Below are 17,128 nucleotides of genomic sequence, written 5' to 3'. Positions count from 1 at the left end.
CAGCGAATCGCCGACGAGAGCGAAATCCGTTCTCCCCCGCGTGGGGGAGACGACTCAGTCCAGGTCCTCACCGGGACTGATCAGGCCGGCCTCGTACGAGAACACCACCGCCTGCACCCGGTCCCGCAGGCCGAGCTTGGAGAGCACGTTGCTGACATGGGTCTTGACGGTGTGGTCGCTCACCGTCATCCGGACGGCGATCTCGGCATTGGACAGGCCGCGGGCGATCAGACGCAGGGTCTCCCGTTCCCGGCCGGTCAGCTCGTCCAGCAGGGCCGGCGGCCGGATCGCACCCTGAGGACGGCGCAGCAGGTCGGCGATCACCCGCCGGGTCACCGTCGGGGCGAGCAGCGCTTCCCCCTTGGCGATCACCCGGACCGCCTCGACCAGCTCGGCCCGGCGCATGGTCTTGAGAAGGAAGCCGTTCGCACCGGCCCGCAACGCGTCGTGCACGTGCTCATCGACGTCGAACGTGGTGAGGATGAGCACCCGGGCGTCGGTGGTGGCGCAGATCCGCCGAGTGGCCTCGATACCGTCGATCGGGCCGTCCATCCGGATGTCCATGACCACCACGTCCGGTTTCTTCTCGGCCACGACCCGCAGGGCCTCCAGGCCGTCCGCCGCCTCGCCCACCACCGTCAGGTCCGGCTCCGCGTCGAGGATCATGGCGAAGCCACCCCGAACCAGATCCTGGTCGTCGACGACCACGATGCGCACCATGGGCGCCGCTCCTCGATCCGTAGCAACTCACTCGGTGGGCAGGACGGCGTTCACCATGAAGCCACGGCCATCGGGACCCGATCCGATGTTCAGCTCACCGCCACAGGCGGTGATCCGCTCCCGCATGCCCATCATCCCGTATCCCCCTCCGGCGTCCACCGCCCCGACACCGTCATCGGTCACCGTGACCAGGATGTCGTGCGGGGTGAACTCGATCAGCACGTCCACCATCGACGCCCGCGCGTGCCGGATGGTGTTGGTGAGCGCTTCCTGCACCACCCGGAAGACCGTGGCATCCACGTCGGAGGGCAGTGGCCGCTGCTGCCCGCGCCAGCGCAACGCCGCCTCCAGGCCGCCCCAGCGCGCCTCACCGAGCAGTTGCGGCACGTCACCCACCCCGTGCGCCGGGCTTGGCGGCTCATCGCTCTCCGCCGAACGCAGAGCGGCCAACGACCGCCTGAGCTGGGAGATCGCGGCCCGGCCGCTCTCCGCTATGACCTCGAAGGTCTTCTCGACCCGCGCCGGGTCGGTACGCGCCACCACCGGACCGGCCTCCGCCTGGACCACCATGATCGCGACCGTGTGCGCCACGATGTCGTGCACCTCGCGGGCGATCCGGTTGCGGTCCCGCGCGGCGGCGGTGGCCCGTTCCTCCTCCTGCCGGGCGGCGCGTTCCTCCAGCACGGCGATCCGGTCGCCGCGACCCCGGGAGGCGATACCCATGCTGTACGCCGCCACGTAGGCCATCCCCACGTACCCGAAGGTGGCCGGGTCCTCCCCCGGGACCACCAGCGAGACGACCACCCCCACGGCCTGCACTCCGATGGCGATCTGCCGCCAGGGTGACGGGCTGAGCGACGCGAACGTGTACGTCGCCACGAGCGGCCCGAACGGCAGCGGCGGCAACTGGTGCGACAGCCCGAGGATGCTGATCGCCAGGCCCACAGTCACCGTGGTGAGCAGCGGGGCCCTGCGGCGCCAGAACAGCGGCAGCGACGCGCCGGCGGCGACCAGTATGTGCCAGAACTTCCCGTCTTGGGAGAACGTCACCGGCAGGGCGGTGCCGACGAACACCGCCACGGCGATCAGCCCGTCCAGCCAGAGCGTGGCGTTGCGGGGCAACCGTTCGACCCGCAGTCGCGATCGGACGACGGCCGGAACGGGTGTGGACAACGGCACGAGCAACTCCTCGACGGGCGGAGGGCCCTCAGTATGCCGCGCCAGGGGCGTCCGGTCGGGCCCGCGTAGAGCCTGCCTTCATCGATGTCCTGTTTAGGACATCGAGGTGGAGACCGGGACGAGCGGATCGGTTGGATGGGGTTCTGTCGCAAAGAGAAGGAGGCACCACGTGGGCGCAGTCCGCGTAGCCATCGCCGGGGTCGGCAACTGTGCCGCGTCGCTGGTGCAAGGCGTCGAGTACTACCGGAACGCGAGGACGACCGACACCGTTCCCGGCCTCATGCACGTCAATTTCGGCGATTACCACGTCGGCGACATCGAGTTCGTCGCAGCTTTCGACGTGGACGCGAAGAAGGTGGGCCAGGACCTGTCCGAGGCCATCGTCGCCAGCGGCAACAACACCATCAAGATCTGCGACGTTCCCCCGTCCGGGGTCGTCGTACGGCGTGGCCCGACGATGGACGGTCTCGGCGAGTACTACCGGGAGATGATCGAGGAGTCCGACGAGCAGGCCGTCGACGTGGTTCGTACGCTGCGCGAGTCCGGGGCCGACGTCCTGGTGTCGTACCTGCCGGTGGGGTCGGAGGACGCCGACCGGTTCTATGCGAGGTGCGCGATGGAGGCGGGCGTCGGGTTCGTCAACGCGCTGCCGGTGTTCATCGCCTCGGATCCGGTGTGGGCGGCCCGGTTCACCGAGGCCGGCGTGCCGATCGTCGGCGACGACATCAAGTCGCAGGTGGGCGCCACCATCACCCACCGGGTCCTGGCGAAGCTCTTCGAGGACCGCGGCGTCCGGCTGGAGCGCACCTACCAGCTCAACTTCGGCGGCAACATGGACTTCATGAACATGCTGGAGCGCAAGCGCCTGGCCTCGAAGAAGCTCTCCAAGACCCGGGCCGTGACCTCGCAGGTGCCCCGGGAGATGGCCGCCAGCGACGTGCACATCGGTCCCAGCGACTACGTGCCGTTCCTGGAGGACCGCAAGTACGCGCTGGTGCGCCTGGAGGGCCGGGCGTTCGGCGACGTGCCCCTGCAACTGGAGTACAAGCTCGAGCTGTGGGACTCTCCCAACTCGGCCGGCGTGATCATCGACGCGGTCCGGGCTGCCAAGATCGCCATGGACCGGGGGATCGGTGGCCCGCTCCTCTCCGCCTCCGCGTACTTCATGAAGTCACCGCCCGAGCAGTACGACGACGCCACCGCCAGGGACGCCGTCGAACGCTTCATCCGCGGTGAGATCGAACGCTGATCGGCAGGTCACGGGGGGGGGGGGAGCCGGAGTCCGGCTCCCCCCCGTCGTCGTCTGTCACGGTGCCCGCTGGAGATCATGGTGGAACTCGCGGTGGTGGCAGGGCGCGGGCTCCGTTCCGGCCAGCGCCACGGCACCGCAGAAGGGGCCGGAAACGGGCAGGTCCCGGACGACATAGGCGCCGGGAAGCCGGCCGGACGGATCACGGACCACGGCCCCGTCCGCCGTACCGGTGACCGGAAGCCGTAGCCCGAGCGCCAGCCGCGCGCCGGCGGCCTTGACACATGCCTCCTTGCGGGTCCACAACCGCAGGTACGTGCGGTAGGCACCGGTGCCCGCCGCCGCGACCCGGGCGGCCTCCGCGGGGGCGAAGAAACGTGCGGCCATCCGCTGCGGGTCCAGCCCGGGCCGGGGATGGTCGAGGTCCACGCCGACCGGCCGGCCGGCGATCGCGATCAGTGCCCGGTCGCCGGCGTGCGCCAGGCTGAAGTGCAGTGACCCGCCGGGCAGGTACGGCCGGCCCTGCGGACTACGGCGCAGCGGCAGCGCAGTGGGCCCCAGTTGGAGGCGCTCGGCGAGGATCCCGTTCAGTGCGGCGTGTGCGGCGACGAAGCGGCGGCGGCCGTCCGGGTCGCCGAAGGCGGCGGCACGTCGCAGTTCACCAGGGGTGAGCCAGCGGGCGGCGTCGACGTCCCGGTCCAAGTGGACGGTCCAGACGTCGACGCCGTCCGGCTCAGTCACGGCCGATTTTGCCCTGGACGAGACCCTGGAAGGTGTTGAGTCGCTGGATGTTGCCGGTGCCCTCCATGAATTCCACACCACGGGCGTCGCGGATCAGCTTGTCCAGCATCGGCTGGGTCAGCCGTGCGCCCGGACCGAAGTACTCCAGCGCCTCCAGGGTCACCTCCTCGGCCAGCCGGGCCGCCCGCGCCTTCGCCGCCGACGCCAGGTGGCCGTTGGCCGGTTGGGCGTCCACGATCGCGGCGGCCTGCCAGATGAGCTGCCGCACCCCGTCGATCCGTCGGCCGGTCCGCTCCCAGCGCAGCCGTTCGGCCTTGGACAGCGAACTGCGCTGCTCGGCGACGTAGTCGTGCGCCGACCGGGCGATGCCCAGGGCGATCGCCGCCACGCCCGGACGTAGCCGGTTGAACATCTGCACGCCGCTCCACACCCCCCGCCGGGTGGGGCTGAGGTGGCGACCGAGTACCCGGGCGGCCGGGACCGGCACGCCGTCCAGGGTGATCGCGCTGAGCTGGGCGCCGCGCAGACCGATCGTCGGGATCGGCTCGGCCTTGAAACCGGGCGCGCCAGTGTCGACGAGCACCGCGGTGGCGCCGAGCGGGCCAGGCCGGTCCCGGGCGAAGACGACGCCGACCTGAGCCCTGGCGCCGTTGCCGATGTAGCGTTTGGCACCGCGCAGCAGCAGGCCCCCCTCACCGTCCGGATCCAGCGCGGTACCCATCGCACCCGCGTCCGATCCGTGATCAGGTTCGGTCAGCGCGAAGAAGGTCCAGGTCGGCGCGGCCAGCAGCCGGCCGTAGAACCACTCCTTCTGCTCCTGGTCGGCGAGCAGATCGATGAGCACTCCGGACAGCGAGGCGCCGGGAGACGCGAGCAACATGCCGGCGTCACCGGCGGCGATCTCCTCGGCGAACACCACCCGTTCCATGGCGGTCATACCGTCGAACCGGTATCCGCCGATGAGCGTCCGGTCCGGCAGCCACCGCTCCGGGATGAGCATGCGGGACAGGTGCCGTACGGCGGGGTTGTCCAGGCACCGGTACACGGTGTCCGGATCACGGTCCAGTTCCAGTGCCGTCCCGCGCAGATCGCGCGCCCAGTCCCGGGCGTGCACCCGAGCGGTGCCGAGCCGGTCGTCCAGTTCGATCACGGTACCCACCCCTCTCCACCGATCCAGGCGTCGGCGAGCAACTCCGACGCGTTGACCACCGCGCCCGGCCCGTCCGCGGTGAACCCGCTCGCGCCGAGCAGACGCAGCAGCATCCGGTCGGTCATGGTGATCTGCCGGTGCAGGGCAGCCAGGGACTCGGCCGGCGGTGGCGTACCGGTCAGTTGGATCTTGATCTCGATCTGTTCGGTGACCGCGTCCGCCAGGGCACCCTTGATCATTTGCTGCAGCAGCAGCGGGGTGTCGCCGACGCGGCGGTCGCCGAGGTGGGCGACCGTGGCATCGAGCAGCGCCTCGGACAGTCCGAGCCGGAGCCCGGCCAACCGGGCCAGCCAGTCCGACCAGGGTGCCGGAACGCCGGCCGGACCCGGTGCGCCCCGGTAGCGGACCGCGGCGAGCGGGCCGTCCGGTGTCTCGACCCTGCCGAGCCGTTCGACGGCGGCCGGGTCGAGCACGGCGACCGTACCCGCGGTCCAGACCCCGGCGACGTCGTGCAGCGCCGGTTCGGGCAGCACGCAGCAGCCGGACGGGCCGCACGGCAGGACCCGCTCCGGCAGTGTGTCGTGCATCGTGGTGAGCGTTGCGGTCAGCCCGTGGGCCCGGGCTGACCGCCGGGCCTGGTCGGCGTTCATGACCGCACCTCCGGCTCGGTACCGGCGAAGACCGCGACGCAGAGGGTGCCCGACACCGGGTCGTGGTCCGCCACCGCGATCGGACCCGCGGTATCCGCCCGGCGCTGGGCGAACTCGGCCCAGACGCCGGCCGCCCCCAGATCCGGCGCCGGGACCGACGGGCGTGCGGCAGTCATACCCCGCCCGGTGATCAGAACGGCGTCCGCCGGAACCACATCGTCCAGCAACGCCCCGGCCGCTGCGGGTGTCACGTCCGGGCACTGGTGCACGCTGACCCCGTCGGAGCCGGCCGGTTCGAGCAGCACCGCCACCCCGATGTCGTGTCCGGGCACCGGGTAGCGGGCCCCGGTCACCTCGTACGACATCGTCGTCTGCTCCAGGACCAGCAGCAACGCCCGGCAGCCCGGGAAGTCGCCGGAGTAGGTCCCCAGCAGCCGCAGGGCGGTGAACGGTGCCACCGGCCCCTGGTCGGACACCGCGAAGGCGAGCGGATCACCGTGTAGCAGCTCGTTGAGGTAGCAGGCGGTGACCCGGCGCGGGTCGGCGTCCGGGGTGGAGTGCGCGATGACGACCAGATCCACCGGCACCGCGAGGTCGAGGTCACGCACCAGCTGGTCCGCCATCGTGGTGAAGGAGTTCCGGCTGGCGGCCGCGTGCCGATCCCGGTCGAACCGGCGGCCGTACAGCTCGGTCATGTCCGAGAGGTATTCCTCGAGCAGCGGATCGTCCCGGTACGGCTCCGGGTCGGGGCCGAACCGGCGGGCGATCACCTGAACCGGCCGGAGCCGGCCCGTACGAGCCGGCGCCGGCGAGGCAATGGACAGGAACATCGCCGGTCAGGCCAGACCCTGTTCGAGGACATAGTCGGCGAGGGTGCCGACCGACTCGAAGTGGTGCTGCTCCAGCGTGTCCGAGTCGATCATGATGTCCAGCCGGTCCTCGAGGTGCATGAGCAGTTCGAGGACGTTCGTGGAGTCCAGGCCGAGCTCGTCCATCAGCCGGGTCTGCTCGGTGACCTGTACCGAGTCACGGTTCAGCACGGCGACGACAGCGTCGATCACATGGTCGACGACCGCGGCGCGGTCGACGGTGGCTTCCGAAGCCATGGTCATGGTGGTCCTCCTGTGTGCCGGTCGGAATGGGTGGTCAGCCGAGGATCTGCGTCCTGAGCAGGTCCTCGACGGTGTCGCGGCGGCGAACCAGGCGGGCGTGGCCGCCGTCCACCAGCACCTCGGCCGGGTGGCCGTGGCTGAGGAAGAGCACCGGTGAGGCGCTCGGGCCGTACGCGCCGGAGCGCAGCACACCGACCAGGTCCCCCGGCTGCAGCTCGGGCAGTTCCACGTTGCGTCCGACGGTGTCGTTCGGGGTGCACAGCGGGCCGGTGACGTTCCACGGGCCGGGGTCCGTACCGGCCCGGTTGAGCAGCCGCATCGGGAAGTTGCGTTTGACGAACGACCCGATGCCGACGGCCGCCATGTGATGGTTGGTGCCGCCGTCGGTCACCGCGAAACGCTCCTGCATCGACGTCTTCACGTACCGCACCCGGGTGACGTAGGTGCCGCACGGCGCGGCCAGGTACCGGCCGAGCTCCAGCAGCAACCGGGCACCGGGGTGCGCGGCGTGGAACGCCTCGACCACCGGGTTGAGCAGGCCAGAGACCGCGGCCGGGTCGAGGTCCGGTTCCCCGGTGAAGTAGCCGACGCCGAGGCCGCCGCCCACGTCGACGGCCTCCAGGACGAAGTCCAGCCGCTCGGCGAGCCGCTCGGCCAGGTCGATGATGCGGCGGGCGTTCTCGGCGATCACCTCGGGGTCGAGGATCCGGGTGCCCATGTAGGCGTGCACCCCCAGGACCCGTACCCCGGGATGGTTCTTGACCAGGTCGGCCTCGTCGAAGAGCTGCTGTTCGTCGATCCCGAACTGACGCGGCTTGCCGCCCATGGTGAGGCCGGAGCCCTTGATCGCGAAGCTCGGATTGATCCGCAACATCACCGGGGCGATACAGCCCCGCTCCCGGGCCAGCTCGTCGATCATCGCCAGTTCCCCGAACGACTCGCAGACCAGCGCGAAGATGCCCTCCGCCAGGCACGCCTCGAGTTCGGCGCGGCTCTTGCCGGGGCCCAGGAAGATGATGTCGCCCGGAGCCACCCCGGCGGCCAGCGCGGTCCGCAGCTCCACCATGGACGACACCTCAGCGCGGGCACCCAGGGAACCGAGCAGTGCGCAGACGGCTACGTTCGGGTTGGCCTTCAGCGAGTAGAACATCTCCATCGCCGGATGCAGCCGCTCGCGCAGGTCCTGGTACTGCCCGCGCAGGCTGTCACCGTCGTACACGTAGAACGGGGTGCCGAACCGCTCGGCCAGTTCGGACATCGGCACACCCTGGATCGCCACTTCGCCGGTCACCGTCGTACTCCTTCCGTCACGGCCGCCAGGCGGTCCGCGATCTCGCTGTCCATCGCCATCAGTTCGCCGGCCGTCGGCGCGATCAGGAAGCCGTACAGGCGGCCCTCGGCCGGGCCCGTGCCCGCTCGTACCAGGGCGTTCACGGTCGAGAAGTTCTGCACCACCATCCCGGCCTCGCCGGCGCCGCTGAGCAGCAACGGCCCGAGCGCGTCGCGCACCTCGCCGAAGCGCATCGGCTGCACCACGCGCAACGGGTACTGCCGGGCCAGCGCGCTCCACCCGGCCGGCACCAGGTGCTCCTGGAGCCCGATCTGGTAGGTCGACATGTTGCTGCGCGCGTTGATCTCCACAACCGGGTAGACCCCACCCTCCGGATCGAGCATCGCGTCCACCCCGACCACCCCGAGGTAGCCGTCCTGGGCCAGGCGGGCGCCGAGCACCGCGGCGCTCTGCCGCACGATCGCGAGCTGCCGCGAGGTCAGCCCAGCGGGCATCCGGTGCCCCTTGTGTACGCCGCCGGCGGTGACCGCCTCCTTGACGAAGTCGAAGTGCACCCCGCCGTCGCGGAACACGGTGAACTGGTAGTTGAGATCGATGGTCTTGTCGACCCACTCCTCGACCAGCAGCGCCAGCCGGTGATCGCCGGAACGGTCGGCCCGGCGGTGCAGCTTCCGGTGGATCTGGCCCAGGCGTGCCTCGTCCTGGATCACCAGCAGGCCCTTGCCGGACACCCCGTACGAGTCCTTGAGCACCACCGTTCGCCCGGCCGCGAGCAGCTCCCGCGCGTGTTCCACGGCCTCGTCCAGCTCTTCGACGGTCTCGCAGGTCCAGCCCACGGACTGGCGCAACCCCAACTCGGTGGCGATCCGCCGGCTGTAGATCTTGCCGTTCACCGCCTTGCAGACGGCAGCCGGCGACCCGGCCAGCGCCACCCCGGTACGCGCGGCGAGCGCTTCCTCGTCTACCGAGACCCCGTGTGGGACGAGCGCCGCCACCCCGGCCAGGGCGGACAACCGGGCGAGCAGAGCCGGGCTGTCCAGCGCGTCCTGGGTCACCGTGTGGTGCGGGTCCTGCCGGTCGGTGATCAGCAGATGCGGCAGGGCCAGCCCGAGCGCCGCCAGATAGGCCAGGTGCTCCGGGTCGGGCCGGTCCTTGAGCACCACGTAGTCGTCCGGGCCGGCGAGCAGCAGGGCGAACTCGTCCATCCGGTTCACCATCGCGTCGCCGGCGGTCAGCGCGATGCGGGGCAGGCCGAGCTCGTCACCTCCCCACCGCTGCTCCACCTCGAAGTTGCCGAGAAATACCAGTGGAGTCCGGGCGGTGCCCAGCAGAGCCGTCCGCAGCCGTCGGACGAAGGGTTCCCGTGTCGTCGTCATAACGTCCTCTCAGTGCTCGAAGACCGAGGCGGAGAAGGTCGAACCCAGCCCGACCGCGGCCATCAGGTAGTGGTCGCCGGGCCGCAGCCGGCCCAGGTCGCGGGCCGCCACGTAGTTGAGGAAGGAGTCGGCGCAGAAGCAGTGGCCGGTGACCGGCATGTTGTCCAGGAACAGGCGCTCCACGGGGATGCCGACCTTGCGCGCCACCCGCACCCAGGACACCCGGTTCACGTTGTGCGGCAACACCAGGTCGAGGTCGGTGACGGTGATCCCGGCGCGCGCCACCGCGGCGAGGATCACCTCGGCGAGCGCGTCCGGATAGCGCTGCTGGAACTCCAGGGACATCTCCGCGGTCAGGGACAGCCCGGCGTTGAACTCGCCGTGCGTGGCCGAGGCGTAGGACAGCAGCCGGTCACGCCGGCCGGTGCCGACCAGGACGGCGGCACACCCCTCGCCCATCAGCGCGGTGCCCGGGATCATCCGGGCCGACGGGGTGAACGCCTTCTCGCCGACGAAGATCAGGGCCAGCGCGTCGTCGTCGCCGTCCTCGGCGAGCAGCCGCCCGGCCAGCTCGACGGCGAGCAGGCCCGAGGCGCACGCGTGCTGGGTGACCGCGAAGGCCTGGGCGTGCCGCAGACCGAGGGCCGCCACCACGTCGTGCAGCGGATCCTCCGGATACGGCGCTATCGACTGCAGGGTCCGGGCCTGTATCACGTACCGCACCTGGGACTCGCGACCCCGCAGCTCGGACAGCTTCGCCGCGGCGTTGAGCATCAGGTCGGTGATCGTTCCGGTCGGTTCCCGCAGCACCTCGGCCAGTCCGTAGTACCTGTGGAACATCCGGACCTGGATGTCGGTCAGGCCCAGTTCCCCGGCGAGCGCGTCGATCGGCACCCGTTCCGGCGGCAGGTAGGCGGAGACCGCTTCGAGGGCGGTCATGTGCCGGCCTCCACCGGTAGGCCGCACAGGTACTCGGTGAGCGCGTCGATGGTCGGGTGATCCCAAACGATCGTCGGTTCCAGGGACACCCCGAGGTGATCCTCGATCTCGCCGCAGAGCGCGAGCGCGTACACCGAGTCGAGCCCCAGGTCGGCCAGCGGCGCGGCGGTGTCGATGGTGGCCGGGTCCCGATCGGTGAAATCCGCGACGCGGTCCTGCAGCCACGGACGGAGCTGTCCGGCGGCCCGTTGGTTCGGCGAAAAGGTCAATTCCGGCTCCTTGGCAGGTCGGGCAGCAGGCTGTTGGACAGGTCGAAGGCCCGGCCGGCGGCATACCGGCCGGCGAGTTCCGCGTGGATCGGGCCGGCCAGCGCGGCGGGCAGTGACGTGGAGGTGCCGTCCAACTCGCCGGCCAGCCGCAACAGGGCCGCCGTCACCCAGGCCGGGTCGGCCAGGAAGGTCGCGGGACGGCGCTGCTCGGCCAGCCAGAGGTTCAGGCAGGTGGCGGCGGCCAGCACCACGGTGTAGCGAGCGGTCAGGTCCAGCGCCGCCGGGTCGCCGCCGATCGCCAGGTCCGCCGGGCGCAAACCGAGCGCAGCCGAGCGCAGCCGAGCCAGTTCACCGGCGAACCGCTGCACCAGCCCGTGCAGCAGGCCAGCACCGGCCGGCATCGCCTCGGCCGCGGCGAGCAGCTGCGCCGCGAGCGGATCGGCCGCCGAGGCGATCCGGAGCCGGTCGAACGGCAGTGCCGGGAGATCGGCGCCCGGGTCGTACAGGCCGGGCGGCGGTTCCTGGCCGGTCGTCCACGAGCGCCGGGCCAGCCGGGGCAGTTGCGGGAGGACGGTGGCCAGGCAGGCGACCCGGGCCGCGTGCCCGAATCCGGCCGGTGCCAGGTCCCGTTGCAACTTCTGGAAGATGCCGTACTCACCGGTGCGCCGGTAGCTCTGCGCGCCGAGCAGCTCACCGAGCCGGGCCATGGCGCGGATGGATCGACCGGACACCACGTACTTGACCGCCGAGGCGTACGCGTTGGTGTCCTCGGGGAGCAGGTGCACGGCGCGGGCGACGGTGGTGGCCAGGCAGTCGGCGATCAGCAGGTCCACGAACGCCTCGGCCAGGGCGACACGGACCACCGGCATGGCGCCCACCGGCCGGCCGCGCAGCCATCGGTCCTCGCCGAACCGCAGCACCGTACGGAGGCCGGTGTCCAGCACGCCCAGTGTCATCGCCGGCAGCCCGGTCCGGGTCAGCTGGAACGAGCGCAGGGCGACCTCCATGGCCGAGCCGAGCGGGCCGAGGGCCACGCCCGCGTCGACCGGGCAGTGATCCAGTTCGATCCCGCCGAGCTGCACCCCGCGCATCCCGCTGCTGTGGAACCGCGGCAGGTACCGCAACCGCCCCGGGGGGAGCGCGTCCTTCTCCACGAACAGCTGGGTGTGGCTGCGGCCGCCCGGCGCGTCCGAGGTACGGCTGAAGATCACCATCGCGCTGCTCCGCTGCGCGTTGGTGACCACCTCCTTGCGGCCGGTGAGCAGCAGCTCGCCGGGCCGGCCCGGGTCGGCCCGGAAGTCCACCCGGGCGAAGTCGTTGCCGTGCGCCAGCTCGTGGTAGACGGACGCCACCCGCCGGCCGGAGAGCAGCAGCTCCGCCAGCCGTCGCTGCTGGGCCTCGTCGCCGCCGGCCCAGACGTTGACCGAGGCGATGAACGAGCTCGCGCCGTACCCGAGGCCCAGCGCGGGGTCGTGCCGGAACACCGAGCGCATCGTCCGGATCAGCCGGTCCAGTCCTGCCATCCGGCCACCCCGGGCGACCGGGACGAACTCGGCGTTGAGTCCGAAGTCGTCGAGCATCCGCTCACCGTCGGCGAACATCTCCTGCCGCTCGTCGGCCGCCAGCACGGCCCGGTTCCCGAGGGGGTTCGCCGGGTCCCACGGGTCGCCGAAGCGGCTCTCCAGATCCAGCACGGTGGTCATCACGCCTCCTCGGTGACGCCGGGGTCGAGCACGGAGGGGCGGCGGCCGGCGACCAGTGACGCGTACACCTGGTCGTAGTTGTCCGGATGGTCGGGCGCGACGCCCAGGCGGTACAGCACCCAGGTCAGCACCGCATCGAGCCACAGCCCGCCGGTCCACAGCGGATCGGCTCCGGCCTGCCGGTGGTTGTGCAGCCACAGATGCACCGCGCTCGCGCCGGCCACGCACAGCTCGTACCGGTGAGCGAGGTCATAGGCGTCCGGTTCCACGTCGTACGGCCGCGGCCGGTACCCGGCGAGGTCGGTGTGCACCTGATCAGTCGCGGTCAGGAGCGCCTCGGCCCGGGCCCAGGGGCCGCCCGCCGCACGGACCGCGACCACCGCCTCGGCCAGCCCGCGCAGCGGCAGACATCCCCGCGCACCGGCCAGCGAGATCCGGTCCGGGTCCAACTCGGGCACCGGCACCCCCAGGTCAGCCAGCGACCGTAGCCGGGCCACACCCACCGGCTCCCCGGGCCAGCCCCGCGCCAGCTGCGGGAACTGGTTGATCAGCGCGTTGCGGTTGACCGGGGTGCTGCCGTCGAAGATCCCGACGATCCGGTGGTCCCGCTCGATCTTCTGGAAGCGTCCGTAGTCCGGGATGCCGGTCAGGAAGGCGCGAGCGCCGAGCTGCTCGCCGCATCCGCTGATCAATTCATCGACGAGCTCCGGTACGAACGCCTTCAGCACCGGGGCGAGCACGCCCATCTCCTCGGTCTCCGCCGTCACCGCCCGGGTGACCAGTGCGGTGACCGCTTCGGCCAGGAACAGCATGGTGTGCAGCCGGCCCACCCCGCGCCGCAGGTACGGCACGTCGGCCAACCGCCTGCCGTAGAGCCGGCGCTCGGTCAGGTACCGCCGCACCAGGGCCAGCGCGTGATCGGCCGCGCCGAGCGACAGCGCGGCGCACGCGGTACGCGTCAACTGCAGAGCCCGCAGCACCGTCTCCAGTCCGGTGCCAGGCGCCCCGACCAGGGCCGCAGCCGGCACCGGGGCGTCGTCGAAGGTGATCCCGCTGATGTCGGCGCCCCGGATACCGTGGGTCGGCTCCTTGGGCAGGCACCGGTACGAGTCCGCCGGGAGTGTCCGCTTGTCGGCGAGCAGCACGGTGAACCCGCGCGGCCCGCCGTCGGCGTCGGTACGCGCCAGCAGGCACACCACACCGGCCCGGGTGGCGTTGTTGATCAGCCACTTCGTCCCGGTCACCCGGTACCCGCCGTCGTGCCGGACCGCCGTGACCTCGCCGGCGAGCAGGTCACTGCCGTGGCCCGGTTCGGTGAGCGCCCAGCAGACCGGGACCCCGGCCAGGATCGTGGCGGCGAGCGTACGGGCCTGCACCCGGGCGGCCTCGTCCCGCAGTGGCCGAGCCCAGACCGAGGCCCCGCCGAGGAACGTCTTGCCGTGCCCGATGGCCGTGGTCAGGTCCCGGCGTGCGATCACCCGCAGCACCTGGGCCAGGGTGTCGAAGCCGCGCAGTTCACCGCCGTACGCCACCGGCACGTAGTGCGCCGGCAGGCCGAGCTGGTCCAGGTGATCGCAGATCTCGTCCGGGAACGCCTCGATCTCGTCCGCGGCGGTGACCCGGGCGTGGTTGAAGACGACGCCCGGATCGTCCGGGTCGCCGAGCCACTCGTCGAGTTGCCGGGCCACGTCCGCGGCCAGTGGCAGGGTGGGCGCGGCCATCAGGCACGCACCCGGTCGCCGGCCCGGCGTACGGCCCGCACACCGTCGGTGAGCTGCTCGTGCTCGACGCTGAGGGCACCGGTCAGGAACAGCATCCGGGCCAGTCCACGCTGGATCTTGCCGCTGGTGGTGCGCGGCACCGTTCCGGGACGGACCAGCACCACACTCACCGGGCCGGTGCCGAACTCCCGGGACAGCACCTGGCGGATCGCGGTGACCACGGCGGCGCGGGCCGCCGGATCGAGCGACCTGACCCGGCACTCCTGTACCACGACGAGTTCCTCGTGCGGCACCTCGGCGGTGAAGGCGGCGCCGACGCCCCGGGACAGGCTCTCGTCCACGGTGCGTACCGCCACCTCGATGTCGTGCGGGTACAGGTTGCGACCGTTGACGATCAGCAGCTCCTTGATCCGGCCGGTGACGTAGAGCTGGCCGTCGCGCAGCAGGCCCAGGTCGCCGGTGCGCAGGAAGCCACCCTCCCCGTCGGCCAGCTCGTTGCCGAACACCTCCCCGGTGGCCGCCGGGTTGGCCCAGTAGCCCCGGGCGACGCTGGTGCCGCGCAGCCAGATCTCGCCGATCCGGTCCGGTGGCTGCGGCAGCCGGGTGGCCGGATCGACGATCCTGATGTCGAAATCCGGGGTGGACTCGCCGCTGCTGACCAGCTCACGGACCGGCTCGGGGTGGCCTGCGGCGACCGTCGTCACGATGTGCCGCTCCAACTGCTCGGCGTCGACCGTGAGCACCACCGGCGGGCGGCCGATGGTGGCTCCGCTGACACTGAGCGTGATCTCGGCCAGGCCGTACCCGGGGCAGACGGCCTCCGGTCGCAGCCCGGCAGCGGCGAACCGGCTGCTGAACGCGGCAAGGGTCGCCGCCTGCACCGGTTCCGAGCCGTTCACCGCACGCTTCCACCGGGACAGGTCGAGACCGGCGATCTGCTCGTCGGTGATCCGCCGCGTGCACAGGTCGTACGCGAAGTTCGGTGCCGGGGAGATCTGGATGTCATGCCTGTCGATCAGCCGGAGCCAGGTGGCGGGGCGCTTGAGGAACGTCGTTGCCGACATCCCGACGCTGCAGCCGCCCTGGGTGAGCGGGGCCAGCAACTGCCCGATCAGGCCGAAGTCGTGATACATCGGCAGCCAGCCGCCGACCCGTACGCCTTCGGTGCCGCCCAGGATCTCGTTGAACGCCCGCAGGTTCGGCAGCAGGCTCGCGTAGTCCACGACGACGCCCTTGGGGTCGCTGGTGGAGCCGGAGGTGTACTGCAGGAAGGCGATGGTCGACCCGTCGACGGCCGGCCGCTGCCACGTTGTCGTCCGTACCGGGGGGACGTCGTCGAAGGCCAGGCACGGCACGTCGGACAACCCGGACTCGGCCGCCCATTCGCGGACCGCGCCGAGGGCCGTGCCGTCGGTGACCACCGCGGCCACCTGCGCGTTGTGGGCGATGCCGGCCAGCCGCTCCCGTTGCCGGCGGTATCCGTCCGGCAGCGGTGCCGGGACCGGGATCGCACCGGCGTGCTGGACGCCGAGGAAGTTCTCCGCGAAGGCGGTGCCGGGCTCGTTCAGCACGAGCACCCGGTCACCGGGACGGATCGTGCCGGCGAGCAGCGTGGCGATCTGCCGGGCCCGGGCGGCCAGGTCGCCCCACAGCACCGTACGCACCGCGGCGTCGCCCTGCCCGGGGTCGGCGTCGAAGATCAGCGCCGGGCGCTGCGGGTGGGCGGCGGCGCGCTCCTGCAGCAGGTCGACGAACGTTTTGTGCTCGGACATCAGACGCTCCCCCGCGAGTCGGTGACGTGCCGGACCAGCGTCACGCCGCATCCGGCATATGCATAAGGCTCGATCGAGCGGGCGCTTGGGGTACCCGAACAGGTATGCCAGGAGGTCACGACGTCTCCTGCCAGCCGCCGAGCCAGCCCTGCGACACCCCGGCCAGGCCGATGCCCACCAGCGCCGTCCGGTGTTCGGCGGTCAGCCCGGCGGCGTCCGGCTCCGCCAGACCGGAGGCGATCCAGCTGGTCATCGCGGCCTGGGCGAGCCCCGCCCCGACGGCCGCGGGCGGCCAGACCCCGTCGGCCTCCCCCCGGCGGACCAGCACCGCGTCCGCGCCGAGCAGGTAGCCGGCCGCCCACACCTCCAGGGCGAGCCGCCAGTGCAGGCCCGGTGCCAGCCCGGTGACCTCGATCAGAGCGTCGAACCCGTCCACCACGTGGCTCGCGGTCACCCCGACCAGGCCGCAGTGATCGGCCCAGTACCAGCCGAACCCGTGCTCGACCGGTTCTCCGGTGCCCGGCCGCAACGGTCGCAGCAGGCACCGGCTGCGATGCAACTGCACGGTGTACGGCAGCTTCTCGCCGGAGCGGCACCGGCGCGCCAGGGCCTCCTCAGCACTCACACTGAGCTGCCAGTACTCCGGGGACAACGCCGGGGCGGGCAGGAACACCGTGGCGTGGAACCGCCCCGGATGCCCGACGATCGTCGGATCGAACCGGTGGTCGACCAGGTGCGGCACGGTTCCGACGACCGGGATGCCGGCCTCCCGGCAGAACGTCACCACCATCTCGTCGTCGTCCTTGACCTCGTCCGGGATGCCGGCCAGGTAGTCGGCCAGGTCCCGGGCCAGCTTCACCGGCATGACGAACCCTTGGGTGGGGGTCCATTCGAACAGCGACAACGGCGCGAACGGCCAGCCGGCGGTCACCGCGCGACGGACCAGGTACGAGTTCTGCGGGCTGTCCCAGTGCGAGTAGAGCGAGATGCCGTGTTCCGGGCGGGCCGCGATCGCCCGGTGCACCTGGGTGGCGAAGCCCCGGATAAGCCGGATGTCGTCCTGGAGCACCAGGTGGTGGGTGGCGCCCTCGGCGATGGAGCGCCAGGCCACCTTGGCGGTACGCAACGGGCTCGGCACCCCGTCCGGGTCCGGATCGGTCACCACCCGGGCGTCCAGCGGGGCACAGTCGAGCACCAGTGGCGGGATGCGCTCCCGCCGGCGCGGATGGTGCATGATTGCCACGCTCAGCCGGATC

Annotated in this window: 16 protein-coding genes; 1 reads left to right on the top strand and 15 read right to left on the bottom strand. The window is 71.6% G+C overall.

Annotation, left to right across the window (positions count from 1 at the left end):
* Nucleotides 1-54: 54 nt before the first annotated feature.
* Complete coding sequence (locus ADL15_RS17535; protein WP_067691745.1) at nt 55-720, bottom strand: response regulator; 666 nt, start codon at nt 718-720, stop codon at nt 55-57.
* Between the two features lie 27 nt (nt 721-747).
* Nucleotides 748-1,899, bottom strand: coding sequence for a sensor histidine kinase (locus ADL15_RS17530; RefSeq protein ID WP_157441434.1), 1,152 nt, complete (start codon nt 1,897-1,899; stop codon nt 748-750).
* A 169-nt stretch (nt 1,900-2,068) separates the two neighbouring features.
* Between ADL15_RS17530 and ADL15_RS17525 the strand changes: the two genes are divergently transcribed.
* Complete coding sequence (locus ADL15_RS17525; RefSeq protein ID WP_067691740.1) at nt 2,069-3,148, top strand: inositol-3-phosphate synthase; 1,080 nt, start codon at nt 2,069-2,071, stop codon at nt 3,146-3,148.
* Between the two features lie 57 nt (nt 3,149-3,205).
* Here the strand turns inward: ADL15_RS17525 and ADL15_RS17520 are convergent, their stop codons facing one another.
* The 13 genes from ADL15_RS17520 to ADL15_RS17460 form a co-directional block, all read right to left on the bottom strand.
* On the bottom strand, nt 3,206-3,889 hold the full coding sequence (locus tag ADL15_RS17520; RefSeq protein WP_067691738.1) for a 4'-phosphopantetheinyl transferase family protein: 684 nt from the start codon (nt 3,887-3,889) through the stop codon (nt 3,206-3,208).
* Entirely contained in the window at nt 3,882-5,039 is a 1,158-nt protein-coding gene (locus tag ADL15_RS17515) for an acyl-CoA dehydrogenase family protein (protein WP_067691818.1), read from the bottom strand. Before ADL15_RS17515 ends, ADL15_RS17520 begins: the two co-directional genes overlap by 8 nt.
* On the bottom strand, nt 5,036-5,689 hold the full coding sequence (locus tag ADL15_RS17510; protein WP_067691736.1) for an acyl-CoA dehydrogenase family protein: 654 nt from the start codon (nt 5,687-5,689) through the stop codon (nt 5,036-5,038). Before ADL15_RS17510 ends, ADL15_RS17515 begins: the two co-directional genes overlap by 4 nt.
* Nucleotides 5,686-6,519, bottom strand: a complete 834-nt coding sequence (locus tag ADL15_RS17505; protein WP_067691732.1) for a hypothetical protein — start codon at nt 6,517-6,519, stop codon at nt 5,686-5,688. Before ADL15_RS17505 ends, ADL15_RS17510 begins: the two co-directional genes overlap by 4 nt.
* 6 nt (nt 6,520-6,525) lie before the next feature.
* Complete coding sequence (locus ADL15_RS17500; RefSeq protein ID WP_232344180.1) at nt 6,526-6,801, bottom strand: acyl carrier protein; 276 nt, start codon at nt 6,799-6,801, stop codon at nt 6,526-6,528.
* Between the two features lie 34 nt (nt 6,802-6,835).
* Nucleotides 6,836-8,092, bottom strand: coding sequence for a diaminopimelate decarboxylase (gene lysA / locus ADL15_RS17495; protein ID WP_157441432.1), 1,257 nt, complete (start codon nt 8,090-8,092; stop codon nt 6,836-6,838).
* On the bottom strand, nt 8,089-9,468 hold the full coding sequence (locus ADL15_RS17490) for a preATP grasp domain-containing protein (protein ID WP_067691730.1): 1,380 nt from the start codon (nt 9,466-9,468) through the stop codon (nt 8,089-8,091). Before ADL15_RS17490 ends, lysA begins: the two co-directional genes overlap by 4 nt.
* 9 nt (nt 9,469-9,477) lie before the next feature.
* Nucleotides 9,478-10,407 carry a ketoacyl-ACP synthase III family protein gene (locus tag ADL15_RS17485; protein WP_067691727.1) on the bottom strand — a complete coding sequence of 310 codons (930 nt, stop codon included), beginning with the start codon at nt 10,405-10,407 and terminating at the stop codon, nt 9,478-9,480.
* On the bottom strand, nt 10,404-10,676 hold the full coding sequence (locus ADL15_RS17480; RefSeq protein WP_067691725.1) for an acyl carrier protein: 273 nt from the start codon (nt 10,674-10,676) through the stop codon (nt 10,404-10,406). The genes ADL15_RS17485 and ADL15_RS17480 overlap by 4 nt, the downstream gene beginning before the upstream one ends.
* A complete protein-coding gene (locus ADL15_RS17475; RefSeq protein WP_067691721.1) occupies nt 10,673-12,379 on the bottom strand; it encodes an acyl-CoA dehydrogenase family protein in 1,707 nt (568 codons plus the stop codon). Before ADL15_RS17475 ends, ADL15_RS17480 begins: the two co-directional genes overlap by 4 nt.
* The gene (locus tag ADL15_RS17470) at nt 12,379-14,100 is read right to left on the bottom strand and encodes an acyl-CoA dehydrogenase family protein (RefSeq protein ID WP_067691716.1); all 1,722 of its coding nucleotides are present in this window, start codon (nt 14,098-14,100) and stop codon (nt 12,379-12,381) included. Before ADL15_RS17470 ends, ADL15_RS17475 begins: the two co-directional genes overlap by 1 nt.
* Nucleotides 14,100-15,872, bottom strand: a complete 1,773-nt coding sequence (locus ADL15_RS17465; RefSeq protein WP_067691713.1) for a fatty acyl-AMP ligase — start codon at nt 15,870-15,872, stop codon at nt 14,100-14,102. The genes ADL15_RS17470 and ADL15_RS17465 overlap by 1 nt, the downstream gene beginning before the upstream one ends.
* A 115-nt stretch (nt 15,873-15,987) precedes the next feature.
* A complete protein-coding gene (locus ADL15_RS17460; RefSeq protein ID WP_157441431.1) occupies nt 15,988-17,106 on the bottom strand; it encodes a hypothetical protein in 1,119 nt (372 codons plus the stop codon).
* Between the last annotated feature and the right edge of the window lie 22 nt (nt 17,107-17,128).

Source organism: Actinoplanes awajinensis subsp. mycoplanecinus (assembly GCF_001509495.1).
Taxonomy (GTDB): domain Bacteria; phylum Actinomycetota; class Actinomycetes; order Mycobacteriales; family Micromonosporaceae; genus Actinoplanes; species Actinoplanes palleronii.
Note: the sequence above shows the minus strand (reverse complement) of the source record. Positions and strands in the feature narration are given on the sequence as shown.

Bases quoted from the DNA above. Each gene is read 5' to 3' on its own strand.
- ADL15_RS17535 (WP_067691745.1), bottom strand. From the start codon at position 720: ATGGTGCGCATCGTGGTCGTCGACGACCAGGATCTGGTTCGGGGTGGC.
- ADL15_RS17510 (WP_067691736.1), bottom strand. From the start codon at position 5,689: ATGAACGCCGACCAGGCCCGGCGGTCAGCCCGGGCCCACGGGCTGACC.
- ADL15_RS17505 (WP_067691732.1), bottom strand. From the start codon at position 6,519: ATGTTCCTGTCCATTGCCTCGCCGGCGCCGGCTCGTACGGGCCGGCTC.
- ADL15_RS17500 (WP_232344180.1), bottom strand. From the start codon at position 6,801: ATGACCATGGCTTCGGAAGCCACCGTCGACCGCGCCGCGGTCGTCGAC.
- ADL15_RS17490 (WP_067691730.1), bottom strand. From the start codon at position 9,468: ATGACGACGACACGGGAACCCTTCGTCCGACGGCTGCGGACGGCTCTG.
- ADL15_RS17485 (WP_067691727.1), bottom strand. From the start codon at position 10,407: ATGACCGCCCTCGAAGCGGTCTCCGCCTACCTGCCGCCGGAACGGGTG.
- ADL15_RS17475 (WP_067691721.1), bottom strand. From the start codon at position 12,379: ATGACCACCGTGCTGGATCTGGAGAGCCGCTTCGGCGACCCGTGGGAC.
- ADL15_RS17470 (WP_067691716.1), bottom strand. From the start codon at position 14,100: ATGGCCGCGCCCACCCTGCCACTGGCCGCGGACGTGGCCCGGCAACTC.
- ADL15_RS17465 (WP_067691713.1), bottom strand. From the start codon at position 15,872: ATGTCCGAGCACAAAACGTTCGTCGACCTGCTGCAGGAGCGCGCCGCC.
- ADL15_RS17460 (WP_157441431.1), bottom strand. From the start codon at position 17,106: ATGCACCATCCGCGCCGGCGGGAGCGCATCCCGCCACTGGTGCTCGAC.